This window comes from Filomicrobium sp. (genome assembly GCF_025698805.1).
GTDB lineage: Bacteria > Pseudomonadota > Alphaproteobacteria > Rhizobiales > Hyphomicrobiaceae > Filomicrobium > Filomicrobium insigne.
Genome location: NZ_JAILWT010000009.1, coordinates 87,274 through 103,118, shown reverse-complemented (window position 1 = coordinate 103,118; position 15,845 = coordinate 87,274). Strand labels below are relative to the sequence as shown.

Annotated in this window: 11 protein-coding genes; 2 read left to right on the top strand and 9 right to left on the bottom strand. The window is 56.0% G+C overall.

Going from position 1 to position 15,845, the window contains the following annotated elements:
* Positions 1-44: 44 nt before the first annotated feature.
* From K5845_RS18820 to K5845_RS18780, 9 genes are all read right to left on the bottom strand, one after another.
* Entirely contained in the window at positions 45-968 is a 924-nt protein-coding gene (locus K5845_RS18820) for a glycosyltransferase family 2 protein (protein WP_287959689.1), read from the bottom strand.
* Positions 969-971: 3 nt separating this feature from the next.
* Positions 972-1,667: a class I SAM-dependent methyltransferase gene (locus K5845_RS18815; protein ID WP_287959688.1), complete on the bottom strand. Its 696-nt coding sequence runs from the start codon at positions 1,665-1,667 to the stop codon at positions 972-974.
* A gap of 22 nt (positions 1,668-1,689) precedes the next feature.
* Positions 1,690-2,862, bottom strand: a complete 1,173-nt coding sequence (locus tag K5845_RS18810; RefSeq protein WP_287959687.1) for a hypothetical protein — start codon at positions 2,860-2,862, stop codon at positions 1,690-1,692.
* Positions 2,863-2,917: 55 nt separating this feature from the next.
* On the bottom strand, positions 2,918-3,718 hold the full coding sequence (locus K5845_RS18805) for a sulfotransferase domain-containing protein (protein ID WP_287959686.1): 801 nt from the start codon (positions 3,716-3,718) through the stop codon (positions 2,918-2,920).
* A 19-nt stretch (positions 3,719-3,737) separates the two neighbouring features.
* On the bottom strand, positions 3,738-5,525 hold the full coding sequence (locus K5845_RS18800) for an ABC transporter ATP-binding protein (RefSeq protein ID WP_287959685.1): 1,788 nt from the start codon (positions 5,523-5,525) through the stop codon (positions 3,738-3,740).
* A gap of 501 nt (positions 5,526-6,026) precedes the next feature.
* Positions 6,027-6,410, bottom strand: coding sequence for a hypothetical protein (locus K5845_RS18795; RefSeq protein ID WP_287959684.1), 384 nt, complete (start codon positions 6,408-6,410; stop codon positions 6,027-6,029).
* A 23-nt stretch (positions 6,411-6,433) separates the two neighbouring features.
* Entirely contained in the window at positions 6,434-9,550 is a 3,117-nt protein-coding gene (locus tag K5845_RS18790) for an efflux RND transporter permease subunit (RefSeq protein WP_287959683.1), read from the bottom strand.
* Positions 9,551-9,562: 12 nt separating this feature from the next.
* Positions 9,563-11,272, bottom strand: coding sequence for an efflux RND transporter periplasmic adaptor subunit (locus tag K5845_RS18785; protein WP_287959682.1), 1,710 nt, complete (start codon positions 11,270-11,272; stop codon positions 9,563-9,565).
* A gap of 709 nt (positions 11,273-11,981) precedes the next feature.
* Complete coding sequence (locus K5845_RS18780) at positions 11,982-12,257, bottom strand: metal-sensitive transcriptional regulator (RefSeq protein ID WP_287959681.1); 276 nt, start codon at positions 12,255-12,257, stop codon at positions 11,982-11,984.
* Positions 12,258-12,337: 80 nt separating this feature from the next.
* On the opposite strand from K5845_RS18780, the gene K5845_RS18775 reads away from it, so the two are divergent.
* Complete coding sequence (locus tag K5845_RS18775; protein WP_287959680.1) at positions 12,338-14,731, top strand: heavy metal translocating P-type ATPase; 2,394 nt, start codon at positions 12,338-12,340, stop codon at positions 14,729-14,731.
* A 617-nt stretch (positions 14,732-15,348) separates the two neighbouring features.
* Positions 15,349-15,729, top strand: a complete 381-nt coding sequence (locus K5845_RS18770; RefSeq protein ID WP_287959679.1) for a hypothetical protein — start codon at positions 15,349-15,351, stop codon at positions 15,727-15,729.
* Positions 15,730-15,845: the final 116 nt, after the last annotated feature.

Below are 15,845 nucleotides of genomic sequence, written 5' to 3'. Positions count from 1 at the left end.
CACCAAGGTGCACTGGCATCAACTTACGCTGGCCATTGCACGGGTCAGATCTTCAGGCGACCGGCACTCGTTATTTTCCAGAAAAGAGACGGGCCAAGTAAAATAGCCCAAACTCGATAAGCCCGGCTCATCCACATTCTCCCCTTGCTTCCATGGAAGTTTGAGCGTGCAAGTGCGCGCGATGAAAAATAGAGCCCGCGTCTAGTAAGATAATCCCGGTTTTTCTCACGTAGCATTAGAGAATACTTAAGTGGTACTGACCCAGATTTATCTGCGCTTTTTGTTTTGTATTGGGTAATCAGAGGGCGATCGACGGCAATAAAATGCGCACCTATAAAGGCTGCACGCACAGCCATATCCCATTCTGCGCATCGTCGGAACTTTTGGTCAAACGGGCCAACCCTTAAAAACGAACATCGTCGCGCCATTAGCGTACAACTTCCAAACATACCCCAACAATAATCGCTCGTTGTAGAAATATCGAGTATAAAATCGGCAACTAAGTATCCATAAGGTTCCGGCGGGCGGCGTCCGATAGCCAGCGCCACATGATCTGGAGCAGTTTGCCCGCTTTTTACGACGTTGCGGTTAGAATAGCAAAAGACGAGCTTTGCACCCTGCTCGTGTTCATAAGCTATAATCCGCTCATACTGGGCCTTGAGCCGGTCAGGAGCGTTGTCGTCGTCATCATCAAAAATGGCGACGAATTCGCCGCGCGCTGCATTGACGATCGTATTTAGCGCGCCCGGATAGCCTTTGTTAGCCTCGTGCCTCAGTACTTTGATATTAGATTCACCTTGCGCCAACGCCTCTAGAATTTGCCACGATCCGTCCGTGGAGCAGTCGTCCACGATGATAACCTCGACGTTAGGCCAATTCTGTGCCAACGCGCTTTTCGCCGCCCGCGCGATCGTTTCGGCCGCGTTATGGCAAGTGATACCAATTGTGATAAGGGGAAAATCCGACACAGCTTATCGCGCCCGCTTAGCCCTGCGGCTGATCAACCAGCCTTGTAGAGCAGTCCTCCAATTAGAGTGGACAGCGTTACTCCCTGCAAAAGGCTCCGGCAGATGCGAAAACGAAGCGTCCGCGTAGTTTGGACTGAATGAAAAATGAGAACGCCACTGATCAGGATTCTTGGTTGCTATGCAAAACACGTAAACTGAAGACTGAAAATCGTTGTTGAACGAAAGATGAGCGACCTCAAAGCCCTCGTCTTCGAACATGCGGTGCAACGCTTGCGGTGTGAAACGCCAGTAATCCCCGTAGTCTGCATGCATTTGCTGCAGAAACGGAACCACCACTATGACCACATCCTTAGACATATCGCACAGATTTCGAAACGCCGTGCGAAATTCGTAAACGTGCTCTAAAGTTGTATGATTAAAAACAACATCAAATCGGGATTGCAATTCGCTTGGAAGAGATTTTTCTAGATTTAGAAAAATCTCACCATCGCCCCCTTGGAACCCGCGCTTGTCGGCGTCGAAATTCGTGACACTATACTCTGAGGCACCCGAAAAATAGTTGCGATAGGTACCTCCCTCTTTGTCCTCATCACGCCACGCGCTTACATTAACGATACTCATTCCTTTAAAAATGGGAGCAAACTTCCGCAATTCCCTATTTGACCACAAACGTGGCACTCGATGGATTTTATCGGTCATAACAATTCGCTATTTCAAATGATTATGAAGAACGTGCCGAGACACGCTTGCCCATCAAACGACGTCTAAACCTTTTTACTTGATGGAGGGCTGCATGCGCAGGCGGTACGCGCTTCCGCAAAAATTCAAGGATCGTATGTCGAAATGCGAGCAGCCGAGTACTTGGGCGACGGTACTCTCTGTCAAATGCTGACCTAGCTCTAGCCAGTGTCGCATCCCCCAACGGCTTCAACTCACCGCCGCGATAAGCAGCCTTCGCCACAAACAACTCTTGTCCATTTAAGTAAGTCCGAGATAGTCGAAGGTTATCCTCCGCTACGTAGCTTTCCAAATCCACCACCACCTCTGGATCAAGCCGGTAGGTTGTACCCAGATTACTCCGCCTTGATAATTTCTTCAGGCAATGAACGATCGCCCTCGCCTCAGAGTGACTCCGAGGAATAGAATTAAGATCTTTTTTTATCTCAAGATACTCACGAGACAATGATTCATTTGCCGACACCTCTGAAACACGCATGTCACGGAACATATCGCTCAGGCCACACCTAAAAAGGAAGTCAGAAACGCTGCTATTCTCAAACAACTTGTTTCGAACATAGGGAACAACAGCAAATTGCCTCGGCTGACAAACGTCCGACCAAATATCCAACTTATCGCAATACTTTAGTAAAAATTTGTACTTTTCATAGTAAGACCGATCGTCAACAAATATGTTGCTTTGATGGACCACACCACCAACGGCAATCGTCTGTGAAATATTCGAAGAAATCCAATCGACCTGAGGACGCAAATAAACAACTATTGAGACTTCATGCCCCTTCAAATGACGACAAAGAGATTCGACTTTCTGTCTATATCTTAAAAAATACTCAGCTTCAGACGAAACATTCCACGGACGTGGCTGCCCTCCAAAAAAATGCTCGGCGCTAATTATCATCATCTTCGCGTTTATTCGCCTGGCGCTAGCAAAAAATTGAGAGAAATACTCGTCGGCCGTCAGATAGGGATACCGAACAACACCAGCCAGAGAGTCCGCTAAGGGATTATGATTCCCGAAATCGATGGGGAGTCCGTGGACACGGGGCGAAGGATAGAGAATTCCTCTTTCTGCTAATTGCTTTCGATGGCGCGTCAGAAAATCTTGAATCGCCGACGTCCCGGTCTTTGACTGGCCGATGTGTAGAATAATTTTCACGTTCGACGTGCCCCGTCTTCATAACTCGCTTGCGCCGTGCCCTCGTAGATTAACGTCAAAGGTAATTGCACCCTTCCGGATATACGACAGAAAACACTTCTGCTTTTAGGGACGAGTTCATGATCCAATGCACTCTCTGGGCAAGGTCATCGGTCAACATCTCGTCATCCGGAACAATCTTCGCCTTTCGAACTCGCGACGGGCCAGTTTCTCTTGATCTGGAACGAAGTTGGTCTGGCTCGCAGGATTTTATTGCCCAGAGAAGCGCCGAAACATCAATCTTTCCAAAATGATGCGAAAGCAATGTCTCGAAGGCTTCCTCACGGCCGGATGAAGCAGAATGCAACTGCTCGTAACGCACCACTTGAGCTCTCGGGTTGCGCAGCAGTGGCGGCATAACATCGTTGTAGTATCGAGCGAGTGCCTCCGCACCCCAAGGCCCAAGTGCAAAATCCGCAAATCCTCCGTCAAATTTAACGGATTTCGAAGGGCGACGAAGATGGTGATAGTAGCTGACAATAACGCTGACAGGGTTTCGAACCAGCAGAGTTGTTTTTAGGGCTCGAAGGTCAGTCGCCCTTATAGAGGGCCGCGCACCGGCCCTCATCGCGCCCAGCTTACCGCCATGTGTGAAATTAATCCCTGTAGAACGAGCAAAGCGTCTTGCAGGCTCACTCTGGGTGCTCAGTACAAACGGCAGCGGATTGTCCGCTTGCTGATCGCAACGCCACCAGTAGTTCATGAACACATTCAAAAGCCAGGTGCGACCGCACTTCGGGTACGATAGCACGATGCTCCGCCCGCTAAGGTGCTTTGCCATGGTAACCACTGGATCGAGTGGCAGTGCTTTAAACATCTATCTTGCCAGTATCTCTTTACGTCGCTCCCAAGACCCGGGCCGCATTCCCTAGTTCACCCAGTTCCCCTTGACCGGCAACCCTCACAGCTCCCCTCTCCACCATAAAGATCGCGTCGCACCCACTGACAGTCGTCAGCCGGTGGGCGATCATGATGATGGTCTTGCGATGAGCCAGATTGTTTACGGCGTCCATGACTGCTTTCTCAGTCCTATTATCAAGCGCACTTGTCGCCTCATCCAAAACCAACACGTCCGGATCGTGATACAAGGCGCGCGCGATTCCGACACGCTGGCGCTGTCCACCTGAAAGACGTACCCCTCTTTCACCAACCTCGGTCGCATACCCGTGCGGCAACTCGCTCATGACAAAATCATGCAATTTCGCCATCCGCGCTGCGCGCTCGACGGCCGATTGATCAATTTTATCAAGTGGAACCCCAAAGGCGATATTGGCCGCAATGCTCTCGTCCGCCAAGAATATATGCTGTGGCACATAACCCACGGAGCGCTGCCATGCCCTCACGTTCGAACGCTCGATAGGTACGTCATCCACGCGCAATCGCCCATTTTGCGGTTCAAGCAGACCGAGGATGATATCAACGAGCGTCGACTTCCCAGCCCCCGTCTCTCCAACAATCCCGACAGACGTGTGAACGGGTATTCTGAGCGAAACGTCCCTGAGCGCAGGTCGCCCGGCCTGTGGATAGGAAAAGTCTACATGATCAAGCTCGATCTGGCTTCGCAAAGGCAGCGGAACCACATTAGTCCAATCCGATGCTTGACCATCAGCCTCGCAAAGCTCTCGGTGTAGTGCATCCAACGCAGGGCCGCCAAAACGCAATGCCACCAAGCTCTGATAGATCGTCTGAACAGCCGGCAAAAGTCGCAATCCCGCAAAGGCATAAAGCGCGATAATTGGCAATGCAGTCTTGAGGTTGCCATCAGCGCGAAAGAGCAGCACGAGAATGACAACAAGAACACCACCGATTGCCACCAACTCCAACAGATGTCGCGGAACTTCACGCACCAGCTGAAAACGGCTTCTAAGACGTGCGAAATGCTGCGACGCCTTTGAAAAGCGGCGCACGTAGCCCGGCTCAAGCCCTCCGATCTTAACTTCCTTGACGCCCCCCAACACTTCCTGCGCGATCTGATACCGTGCACGGTTAGCCGCCACGCGTTCCTTCCCCAGACGGCGTAGATACGTACTAACCGCCAGGAACACGAGACCGTAAGCCAACGAGACGCCAACCAGCACGCCAATAGCAACGACAGGTTCGATAACCACGACCAAGCCGGTTATGAAAAGGGTAATGATGAGCCGGGATACGAGCTGCAAACACGGCATCAAGCTTTCGTTGACAACCTGTTCGACCTCAGAGAGCACCGACTTGCCCATGTCCGCGCTATGGCGGTTCAGAAACCACGCGTAGGGACGGCGAAGGTAAGACGTGAGTAACTTCACGCTCAGGGCATGGCTCCGCATTTGTGCGTAGCGCAGCACTCCATAACTCGTAACAGCAGTGACCCCCGTGCGCACGACAATGACGAGAAAAACCAACGCAGCGAGGACGATAAGAAAGCTGTTTACGCTAGAAAACCCGAGCGCCTCATACGCCCAGCGAAGATAGGGGTTCGTTTGAATAATGCTCGGATCCGAAAGAACTGCGATCAACGGGAGGATTGACGCAACCCCCACCATTTCGACCAATCCCAAAGCGAGCATCAGCACAAGCAATAGCAACGCCTGCCACTTTTCGCGCCGGTCAAGAAGATCGCTTAGTTTGGAAATTGTCTCTCGCATGCAAACCCGTGGGCTCCCCAAGCATCCGCGCTATATATCACTCAGCACCGCTTTAGGCACATCATAACGCGACACGGTGCGCAAATTTGGCCCATAAGTGCGCTCGGAGCCAACGGTTCCCTATCCCGCGCTCCAAAAAGTCGCAGCGTGAGTCACCACCCAAATTCCGACACAATTCCGCATCTGCGCCCCAACCAACGGATCAGGCTGCCCGCATCAGCTCATCGAGCGATCACGGGTGGAACCATGGCGTGCAATTGCCAACAATGATGAGAAAGGCAGACCTAGCCGCCGGCACCGTTATCGATGTGCTCCTCCCGGGGCTGAACACCGCTCAGCGGCACTACCCACGCCCTCTTTCTGTCACGGCCACGTTACTCAACAGTACAATTACTACTTGATTTGGTTTCGGCTGTGTTTAGCGCACTTTCGAAATCCAAGAGCCAGTAGAACTCTTTGCTGAGGTGAGAAGCGGCGACGCACGCCACCGCCCCCATCAACCTAATCGAGCTTGACGCGTGCCTGCTCCGGTTTGTGGCCATCCATTGCTAGCGTCACGATGATAGTGGCGCCTTTAGACGCTTTGAACGCACCGGCCCCTTTCAGCACACCATCTGATGCCGAAGAGAGCGGAACATCAACCTTCTTGCCATCTGACAAGATAGTCGCCTTCGCTTTGGCTCCGGTAACATCCTCCGGCTTGCCATCCTCGCCAATGACATGAATTTCTAGCGTTCCATCTTTGGCGACGACTTCAAGGTGATGGTGGCCACTCTCAACCATCACTCCTCCGTGCTTGCTCTTATGGTGCTCGTCCTCATGAGCCTGCAGCGGCGCGACCGTGATGACGGCGAGAGCGAGCACTGCCAAGAGTTGCTTGACCATATATTCCTCCGTTTTCTCTAGGTTTAGAAGGCTTCGGCGTGAACCAGCGTGTCCTCATTGACCATCAACCGTTCCAGGGCTTTTTGCCCAAACCGCAGAAACAGCACCGGCGTGAGGAAAGCGTCGAGGAGCGTGGCTGAGATCAGCCCCCCAAAAATCGTCACTGCCACGGGATTGAGTATCTCTTTCCCAGGCTCGCCTGCACCAATCATCAAAGGCACAAGCGCAATACCCGCGGCAAAGGCCGTCATAAGGACTGGCGTCAATCGCTCTAGCGTTCCGCGGATCACCATCTTCCGCCCGAACTGCTCCCCTTCGAACAGCACGAGATTGATGTAGTGGCTGATCTTCAAAATGCCGTTCCGCGTCGCGATGCCGGCAAGGGTGATAAATCCAATCGCGCTCGCAACCGAGAATGGCTGCCCGGCAATCCACAACGCAGCCACACTGCCAATGAACGCAAGCGGCACGTTGCCCATAATGATCAGAGCCAACACCCCGGAACGATAACGAGAATAGAGCACGACGAAGATCATGAGCAGCGATAACATCGACAGGGCTGCGATAAGCCGCGATGCTTCTTCCTGCGCTTGAAACTGCCCTTCTAGGCTAGTGAAATAGCCCTGCGGGAAATCTGACCTCGCAACCTCGGCACGAATATCCTCCACGATTTTGGCCATGTCGGAACCATCAGTATTGGCGAGTACCGCGATTCGTCGGCGACCGTTTTCCCGCAGAACCTGATTGGGCCCATCCGTCTCGAGAACTTCCGCAACCGCGTTCAGAGGAATACGACCAGCGGGGCTTTCGATCAGCATTTCACCCAGCGCGCGCGTACTGCGGTCTTCGTCGCTCAGACGTAAGACGACATCGAACCGCTTTGACTGATCGATAATCTGTGAAACGACGCGGCCATTTGAGAGAGTTTCCAGCGCTTCCGTAATTACACTCGGATTGAGACCATAGCGCTTTGCCTTCTCATAATCGACGCGCACCTGCAGCTGCGGAATACGCACCTGCTTTTCTGTCTGGAGATCGACGATGCCCGGTATACTCTCAAGCCTTTTTTCCAGATCCGTCGCTAGACTACGAAGCGTGTCGTAATCATCACCGTAAATCTTAAGCGCGATCTGCGCCCGCACCCCAGAAAGCATGTGGTCAAGACGGTGCGCGATCGGCTGTCCCACCGTGATGCTGGCGGGAAGCACCGACAAGCGACTGCGAATGTCAGCGAGAACCTCTTCACGGCTACGATCGGATTGCCTCAGATCGACATCCAACTCACTCGTGTGGACGCCTTCCGCATGCTCATCGAGCTCGGCTCGCCCCGTGCGTCGGCCCACGGAATGCACTTCTGGCACCTGCGTCACAATCTTTTCGGCCAAACGGCCAATACGGTCAGACTCCGCCAGACTGATTCCAGGTTGCAGTGTAACGCTGACCAGGACCGTACCTTCGTTAAATGCTGGCAAGAAGGCGCGCGGGAGTAGCGACCCTGCGAAAATCGCCGCCAATACCGCAACAGCTGGGATACCCAGTACGAAAGTGGGGCGATCAAAGCACCACTCAAGCCCTCGCTTCTGCCAGCGCTTAAGAACATGCACTAACGGGCTCTCGCGCTCGCCAAGGTGCCGCATCCGCGGAAGTATCCAGTACGACAACACCGGGGTAACAGTCATCGAGACGATCAAGCTCGCTACGATCGACACGATGAATGCGATACCCAGCGGGGTAAACAAACGCCCTTCGATGCCCGACAAAGCGAACAGAGGAATGAACACCAGCACGATGATTGCGGTGGCGTAGAGAATGCCTGATCGCACCTCAATCGAAGCCTCTGCCACCACCTCCTGGATACTACGTTGGTCGCGCCCTCCGGAGGCACGGTGTAATCCAAGACGCCGATAGATGTTTTCAACATCAACAACCGCGTCGTCGACCAAAGCACCGATGGCAATCGCCAAGCCACCTAGCGTCATCGTATTGATGGAAAGGCCCATGATCTGAAAGACAATGACGCTCGTCAGCACCGAGAGCGGAATAGCCACCAGAGAAATGAACGTCGTTTGCCAGTTCACCAAAAATGCAAACAACACGATCGCCACGACCACGAGCGCTTCAACCAACACCGTCATCACATTCTTGATCGAAGTCTCGATGAACGTTGCTTGACGGAATTGCACATCGGTCACACGCACGCCTTCGGGCATCACGCGCTGGAGTTCAGGCAGCATTTCTTCGATGCCACGAGTGATCGTGACCGTATCGGCCGCCGGTTGCTTTTGGACTGCCAGGATTACTGCGGGCTTTGCATTGAACCCGGCATCGCCGCGCTTAGTACGCGCCGCGAAATCGACCTTTGCCACCTGACTAAGCGAGATCACACGGCCATCGCGGTAAGCCACCACCAAATCCTGGAGATCTTCGATCTTCGTGGTCCGGCCAATATTCCGAATCAAAAATTCACGTGCCTTGAGGTCAACAAAGCCGCCACCCGTGTTACCGCCAAACTGTTGAATCGCCTTCTCGATAGCCTCAAAGCTGATATCAACCGCCGCCATACGCCGGGGGTCCGGAATAACCCGATATTGGCGCACCTCCCCCCCAATGGGGATGACCTGAGATACTCCAGGAACCGTGAGAAGTTGCGGACGCACCGTAAAGTCTGCAAGCTCGCGAAGCGTCATCGGATCAGCCGTCGTACTCGACATGGCGATCAGCATTATTTCGCCCATCACCGACGAGATGGGGCCCATTTGCGCCGTGATGTTGCTCGGCAATTGTTCGCGAACCAATTGCAGTCGCTCAGAGACTTGCTGTCGCGCACGATAGATCTCCGTCGACCAGTCAAATTCAATGTAGACGACTGACAAACCAACGCCGGATACCGAGCGCACACGCGTAACACCGGGCATTCCGTTCATCGCCGTCTCAATTGGAAACGTGACGAGGAGTTCAACTTCTTCTGGCGCCAAGCCCTCGGATTCCGCCATCAGCGTGACGGTAGGCCGGTTGAGATCAGGGAAAACATCGACAGGAAGTTGTCTAAGTGTCATCAAGCCGTAGAGCATGATGACGACGCCGGCGACCAACACAAACAACCGGTTCGCGAGGCTACCGCGCACGATGGCATTAAACATCTCTGGGTCACCCTAACGGATCTGATTGATAAGTTCGGAGCCTTCCACGACAACACGACTCTCCGCGTCGAGCCCCTTTGAAACCAGAACTCGCGAACCATCGAGCGCAATAGTTGTCACGGTTATTGGCTCGAACTTTTCCGGAGCAACCTTGACCCAGACCTGAGCCATACCATTGAGCGCGCGAACAACCGCGGCCTGCGGAAGCACAATCCCACGTGCTTCCTTCTCGCCTTGCATGATGACCCTAAGTGTCGAACCAATAGTCAGAGCCTCATGCGTGTCTTCAACTTTGAAGAGGATTGGCAGCGATTGCTGACGAAGTGTCGGTGATCGGCCAACATATGAAAGCGCGATACTGTGGCCTTCGGCATCAATCGCGTAAGCCGCCTGAATTTTCATCTCGTCATGGCCGCCAATACCGATCGCTTCGACCCAAAGCCGTTGCGGATCCACGATTTCAAAAAGCGTATCGCGTGCACTAACGACTTGTCCGGCCTTGACGTTTGCAATTGAAATTACGCCAGCCACCGGCGCTGTCAACTTCAGCTTCTCGGCTGATTTCGGAGCCAGCACGCGTTGTTGTTCGCGCAATGCTTCAAGCTCCGTTTGGGTATCTTCAATTTCCCTTTGTGCAACGACGCCGGCGATCCGCGTCAGGCGTGCCAGTTTTTGCTCTGCAATGCGCAGTTTGCCTTCGACCTCGGCAGTCAATTGCTGCAGCGATCCCCGGTCCGCCACTGGGATCGTTGGCGAAAGCATCGCCAGAACCTCGCCTCGCCCGACGCGCTGGCCGACAAAGGCAATCCCTCGGTCCGTGAGTTCGATCTGCCCATCCATCGGCGCCTGAACATGTCCGGAAGCAGAAGGTTCTGAGATGACCACGCCGATTAATTCGCGGCCTTCCGCTGCGTCTGTGATCTCGGTGACTGTCGTCCGCACACGCAATAGCCGTTGCGAATTTTTCGGAACGAAGACTGTTCCGTCCGGAAGCTTACGAGGCGCGTTCCCTCCCGTGGGTGTCGCCGCGGGCTCTCCGTGATCATGGCCCGGCCCCGCGTGCACATCGGACGCCTGGGCCAACACGCTAACGATAGCCACCAACACAGCGGCCGCCGCCTTGCTACCCTGCTTCGCGACTGTATCGGAGTGAGGAACAGCACTGGCCGCAGGTTCACCCGGCAACCGCGCAGGACGAAACGCGAAGGAAAAGAAGAAACCAAACAAGGCTGCGAGACCGCCGATCGCCCACACCATAGGCTGAGCCAAAAGATCGGACCAGGAATTTGCAGCATCCTGTTTTGGCGCTTCAGGACCAAGGATATCGAGCGTGCCATTCAATAAATCCATGGTGTCGCCCGCGCTCACCATAAAGATCAGTGCGTACGTCCCAGGATGGTCGAGCCACTCACCCTCAATCTCATAGACACCCTCCCCAACCGGGGACGCCGTAACCGTAGGGATACTATCACCGGAAACCTCGATCGTTGCGCCTTCTACAGGCTCATTGGTCGCGAACCGGTCTAGATAGATCGTAAGCGTATGACCTTCCGCTGTTGCCACCAGCTCAAGATCGGAACTGGAGCTCTGAAGCCGAGGGATTTCAGGAGCGGCAATCTCAGATTGAGCACCATGATCGTGTCCGTGATCATGTCCGGGCCCCGCAAGAACGGGGTGCGCGAGCGTAAACGCCCATAGAATGACGGCAAAGAGCCAATGCATGCGTCGAACCTTTTATTCGCTTTAAGTTCGGCACCGGCTCTTGCCCGCGTAACGCTCGCGCAGAAGGGGCAGGCGATTCCGCCATACCCAACATGTCGAGCGTCATTAATTTGAGCGTAAAGAAGCCGCGCCGATCATACCAAGCGACACGGAAAGACGCCGTGCCGCCGCGGATCACGCGGCGAAACTGGGGGGGCGCTGGGGCAAGTAAGATGGTTGCCTCAACGGTACAGCCGATCCCAGATCAAAAGGCGACGTGCGGCCTTGGGCCTCAAATGTGAACGGTGTCTCGATTGCCGCTAGTGCCAAAGTACCGCAACAATTTACGTGGGCATGCGGGCAACCGTAATGATCGGCCCCGTGTTCGTCGCAATCGTGAGCACCGCAAACTTCACCCACATAAACAGTCGCGTGGGCGAGTTCCAAGGGCACCGTGTGAGCATCTGTGATCGCAGCAACATGCCTACCGCCACCTACGCAGGTGACAGCAATCATCAGTATGGTCAACAGTCGTAGCAATAGCCCTCGCATACGCGGACATGAGCAGCAATTCTCCCGATCAGTCAAGCACACAAGCTTGTCAGATCCACCGTCAACATGAACTTCATCTCACCAACGGTCAGTAACAACTCAAACCACAAAATCCGGCAGTTCGGGGGCAAGCCCCACATCCTCGGCCTCAGATGCAACGAGTCTCAGCTTCGGGCGTTCACCGATTTGTCCGGGCGAGCACTTCCATCAACTCAGCCACCTTCGTCCGCTGCTCGTCCGCATCGCCACTCGTAATCGCATGCTCGACGCAATGGCTCACGTGATCTTTGAGAACCGCCTCTTCGACACGCCGAAGGGCCGCGCGGGCGGCCGCGATCTGCGTGATGATGTCGATGCAGTAGCGGTCCTCCTCAACCATCCTGGAGATGCCGCGGACCTGGCCTTCGATTTTGCTCAGACGTTTAAGGCACGTCGACGCCGTTTCGGGTTCCATGCTTGACGCATACCCCTACCGGGTATAAGTGTCAACGACTATACCCCCCAGGGGTTTAAAATTCCAAATCCGAGGACACCATGAGCCATCCACCACAAGGGCCGAAATCCGAAGACCACAAGAGCCATGGAAGCTGCTGCTCAGGCCACGACCACCGCCACGACGCCGGCGCTGAAACCACACCGGCCGCTGGCACCACAGTCAAAGACCCCGTCTGCGGCATGGATGTCGATCCGCATACCGCAAAGCACCGCGCCGACTATCGAGGCCGCACCTACTATTTCTGCGCCGCGGGCTGCCGGAGCAAATTCCTTACCGATCCGGAGCGCTACCTCGGCGACCGCGTTGAGGAACCCGTCCCCGAAGGCGCGATCTACACGTGCCCCATGCACCCTGAGATCCGGCAAGTCGGCCCCGGCTCATGCCCCATATGCGGCATGGCCCTGGAGCCCGAATTGGTCAGCCTCGACTCGGAACCCAATCCCGAACTGATCGACATGACCCGCCGCTTCTGGATCGGGCTAGCCCTCACTCTCCCTGTCTTCATCTTGGAAATGGGCAGCCACCTTGTAGGCTGGCACTTCTTCGACCAGCAGACATCCAACTGGATTCAGATGTTCCTGGCGACCCCGGTCGTCCTCTGGGCGGGCTGGCCCTTCTTTGAACGCGGATGGCAATCGCTCGTCACCCGCAATCTCAACATGTTCACCCTGATCGCCATCGGAACGGGAACGGCGTGGGTCTATAGTATGCTCGCCACGCTCACCCCGGGTATATTTCCGCCGGCCTTCCGTGCTGCCGATGGCTCCGTGGCGGTCTATTTTGAAGCTGCCGCGGTGATCACGGTTCTCGTCCTGCTTGGTCAGGTCCTCGAGTTGCGGGCACGCGAAAGCACGAGTGGCGCCATCCGTGCCCTCCTCGATCTCGCACCCAAGACCGCGCGACGCATCCAGAGCGATGGTACAGAGGAAGAAGTCCAACTCGATGACATCCAGGTCGGCGACCATCTCCGCGTCCGACCGGGCGAAAAAGTCCCGGTTGATGGCGAGGTGATAGAAGGCCGTAGCGCCGTCGATGAATCCATGGTGACCGGCGAATCGATGCCCGTCACGAAGGAAGCTGGCAGCCAAGCGATTGGCGGCACGATGAACCAATCCGGCGGCCTCGTCATAGAGGCTCAAAAAGTCGGACGCGACACGATGCTGTCGCAGATCGTCCAACTCGTCGCCGAAGCCCAGCGCAGCCGCGCGCCAATCCAGCGTCTCGCCGACCAGGTCTCGGGCTGGTTCGTGCCCGCCGTCATCCTCGCGGCCATCGTAGCCTTCGCCGCGTGGGCGATCTGGGGGCCTGAGCCGCGTTTTTCCTTCGGCCTCCTAGCTGCCGTCTCCGTTCTCATCATCGCGTGCCCGTGTGCACTGGGCCTCGCCACGCCCATGTCCATCATGGTCGGCGTCGGCCGCGGCGCCCACGCCGGCGTCTTGATCAAGAATGCCGAAGCACTGGAGCGCATGGAGAAGGTCGACACCCTCGTCGTCGACAAAACCGGCACCCTCACCGAGGGCAAACCCGCCGTCACCGCCATCATACCCTCCCAAGGCTTGACGGAACCCGAAGCCCTCCGTCTTGCCGCCAGTGTCGAACGGGCCAGCGAGCATCCTCTGGCGAACGCCATTGTACGCGCAGCTGAAGATAGGGGGATGCCAACGGCATCGGTTACCGGTTTCGACTCGCCGACGGGCAAAGGCGCCCTGGGCACTGTCGAAGGACGACGGATCGTCCTGGGCAACAGCGCGTTCTTGTCCGAGCAAGGCATCGACGTTGGTCCGCTCAGCACAGAAGCCGACCGCCTGCGCCAGGATGGAGCGACCGCCATCTTCATGGGTGTCGATGGCCAGCCCGCCGCCATCTTCGCCATAGCCGACCCCGTGAAGGCATCGACGCCGGAAGCCCTGAAGGCCCTGCAGGACGAAGGCATTCACGTCGTCATGCTGACCGGAGACAATTGGACGACGGCAAAGGCTGTCGCCCGGCAACTCGGCATCGACGAAGTGGAAGCCGAAGTGCTGCCCGACCAGAAAAGCGCCGTCGTCGCACGGCATAAGAGTTCGGGCCGCGTGGTCGCCATGGCCGGAGACGGCGTGAACGATGCGCCCGCTCTCGCCGCCGCCGATGTCGGCATCGCCATGGGCACCGGCACCGACGTCGCCATGGAAAGCGCGGGCATCACACTCCTCAAGGGCGACCTCAACGGCATCGTCCGCGCCCGACGCCTGTCGGAAGCGGTCATGAGCAACATCCGGCAGAACCTGTTCTTCGCGTTCATTTATAACGCGCTGGGCGTGCCCATCGCGGCGGGCATCCTTTATCCCGCGTTCGGCATCCTGTTGTCACCGATGATCGCGGCCGCCGCCATGTCGCTCTCATCGGTGAGCGTCATCGCCAACGCCGCGCGCCTGCGCGGGGTCAAGCTCTGAAGCGACGGACATGGCCGGTGCGACGTGCGCCGGCCCACCCCGAATTGCCCCGCGCGCCGGACGGCGCCGAGGTGATGGCGGAGGTGAAGCCCTCGCGAAATTCCGAGGGGTGCGGAGCGGCGTCAAAGCCGCGAGATTATGTTTGGTACGGCCTTGACGCCGCCCCGCGAGCTACCGATCCGAACATGATCGGACAAGGCCACCGATCCGGTTTCCCCTGGACGTTGCGGCGGGCGGCCACGGCCGACGCAAGGGACCCAGGTGGTGATGCATGCGGGTGGCACCGTCAGAGGCATCACGTCCGCCCGGCCGGCCCGCAGTTCACAGGGCTTGGCTAAGCCCCGTTGTTTTGAACGACTTGCTCCCCCGCGCCTGCCTTCAGGTCAGCCTCCGGACGGCACCCCTCGGAAACGCGGTTGCACGCAGGATAAAAGCACTTCCGCGGCACGGGGGTAAGTTTGCGCAGGCGATAGAGCGTTGCGCGCTGACGTCAGGCTCCAAGTTTTCGACAAAAACGCTAGCGTTTACGCCGGTCTTCGACGCCTAAGCTGGATTGCAGAAGGGACACATTTGAGGGCACACTGACGGTTCGGTCGTCCAGGATAGGGGGAGATATCATGGGACCCGATCTGTCGTTGTCCGACAAAATCAAACTTGCGATCGTCGCGGTGGGCACACTCGCCGGCGCCGTCCTCTGCTTTATCGGTCCCCCGGAACTGCGGGAGGACGTGCCCTACCACCGCGAACTGGGGCTCGGCTTCGGCGCCTTCGGCGTCTTGATCTTCCTCGCGCTCTTCAGCCTGCGCGCCAAAGCCTTCCTGATCTTCATCGTCGTGACCGCCATCACCATCGGCGAAGCCGTCGTCACCATGACCTTCCCCTTCCCCAGTTGGCAATTCATCGGCCTCGGCGTCGTGACGTTATTGACCGCCTGCTACGCGGTGTTCTGCCTGATCGATGCCGTGCAGGGGAGAGATCCGAGTGGGGTGGATGGGTGAGTAAAAATAAATATTCACTCAAGGCTTCAGAAGCTTCGCGGAAATACCACCCTTAAAATTAGCAACCACCCACCACTATTAGAAATTTCAGGCAAGCTCCGTAGAATTGAAGCTTA

Excerpts from the sequence above, each read along its gene's own strand:
- K5845_RS18790 (WP_287959683.1), bottom strand. The coding sequence starts at position 9,550 with ATGTTTAATGCCATCGTGCGCGGTAGCCTCGCGAACCGGTTGTTTGTG.
- K5845_RS18775 (WP_287959680.1), top strand. The coding sequence starts at position 12,338 with ATGAGCCATCCACCACAAGGGCCGAAATCCGAAGACCACAAGAGCCAT.
- K5845_RS18800 (WP_287959685.1), bottom strand. The coding sequence starts at position 5,525 with ATGCGAGAGACAATTTCCAAACTAAGCGATCTTCTTGACCGGCGCGAA.
- K5845_RS18770 (WP_287959679.1), top strand. The coding sequence starts at position 15,349 with ATGGGACCCGATCTGTCGTTGTCCGACAAAATCAAACTTGCGATCGTC.
- K5845_RS18815 (WP_287959688.1), bottom strand. The coding sequence starts at position 1,667 with ATGACCGATAAAATCCATCGAGTGCCACGTTTGTGGTCAAATAGGGAA.
- K5845_RS18780 (WP_287959681.1), bottom strand. The coding sequence starts at position 12,257 with ATGGAACCCGAAACGGCGTCGACGTGCCTTAAACGTCTGAGCAAAATC.
- K5845_RS18805 (WP_287959686.1), bottom strand. The coding sequence starts at position 3,718 with ATGTTTAAAGCACTGCCACTCGATCCAGTGGTTACCATGGCAAAGCAC.
- K5845_RS18785 (WP_287959682.1), bottom strand. The coding sequence starts at position 11,272 with ATGCATTGGCTCTTTGCCGTCATTCTATGGGCGTTTACGCTCGCGCAC.
- K5845_RS18795 (WP_287959684.1), bottom strand. The coding sequence starts at position 6,410 with ATGGTCAAGCAACTCTTGGCAGTGCTCGCTCTCGCCGTCATCACGGTC.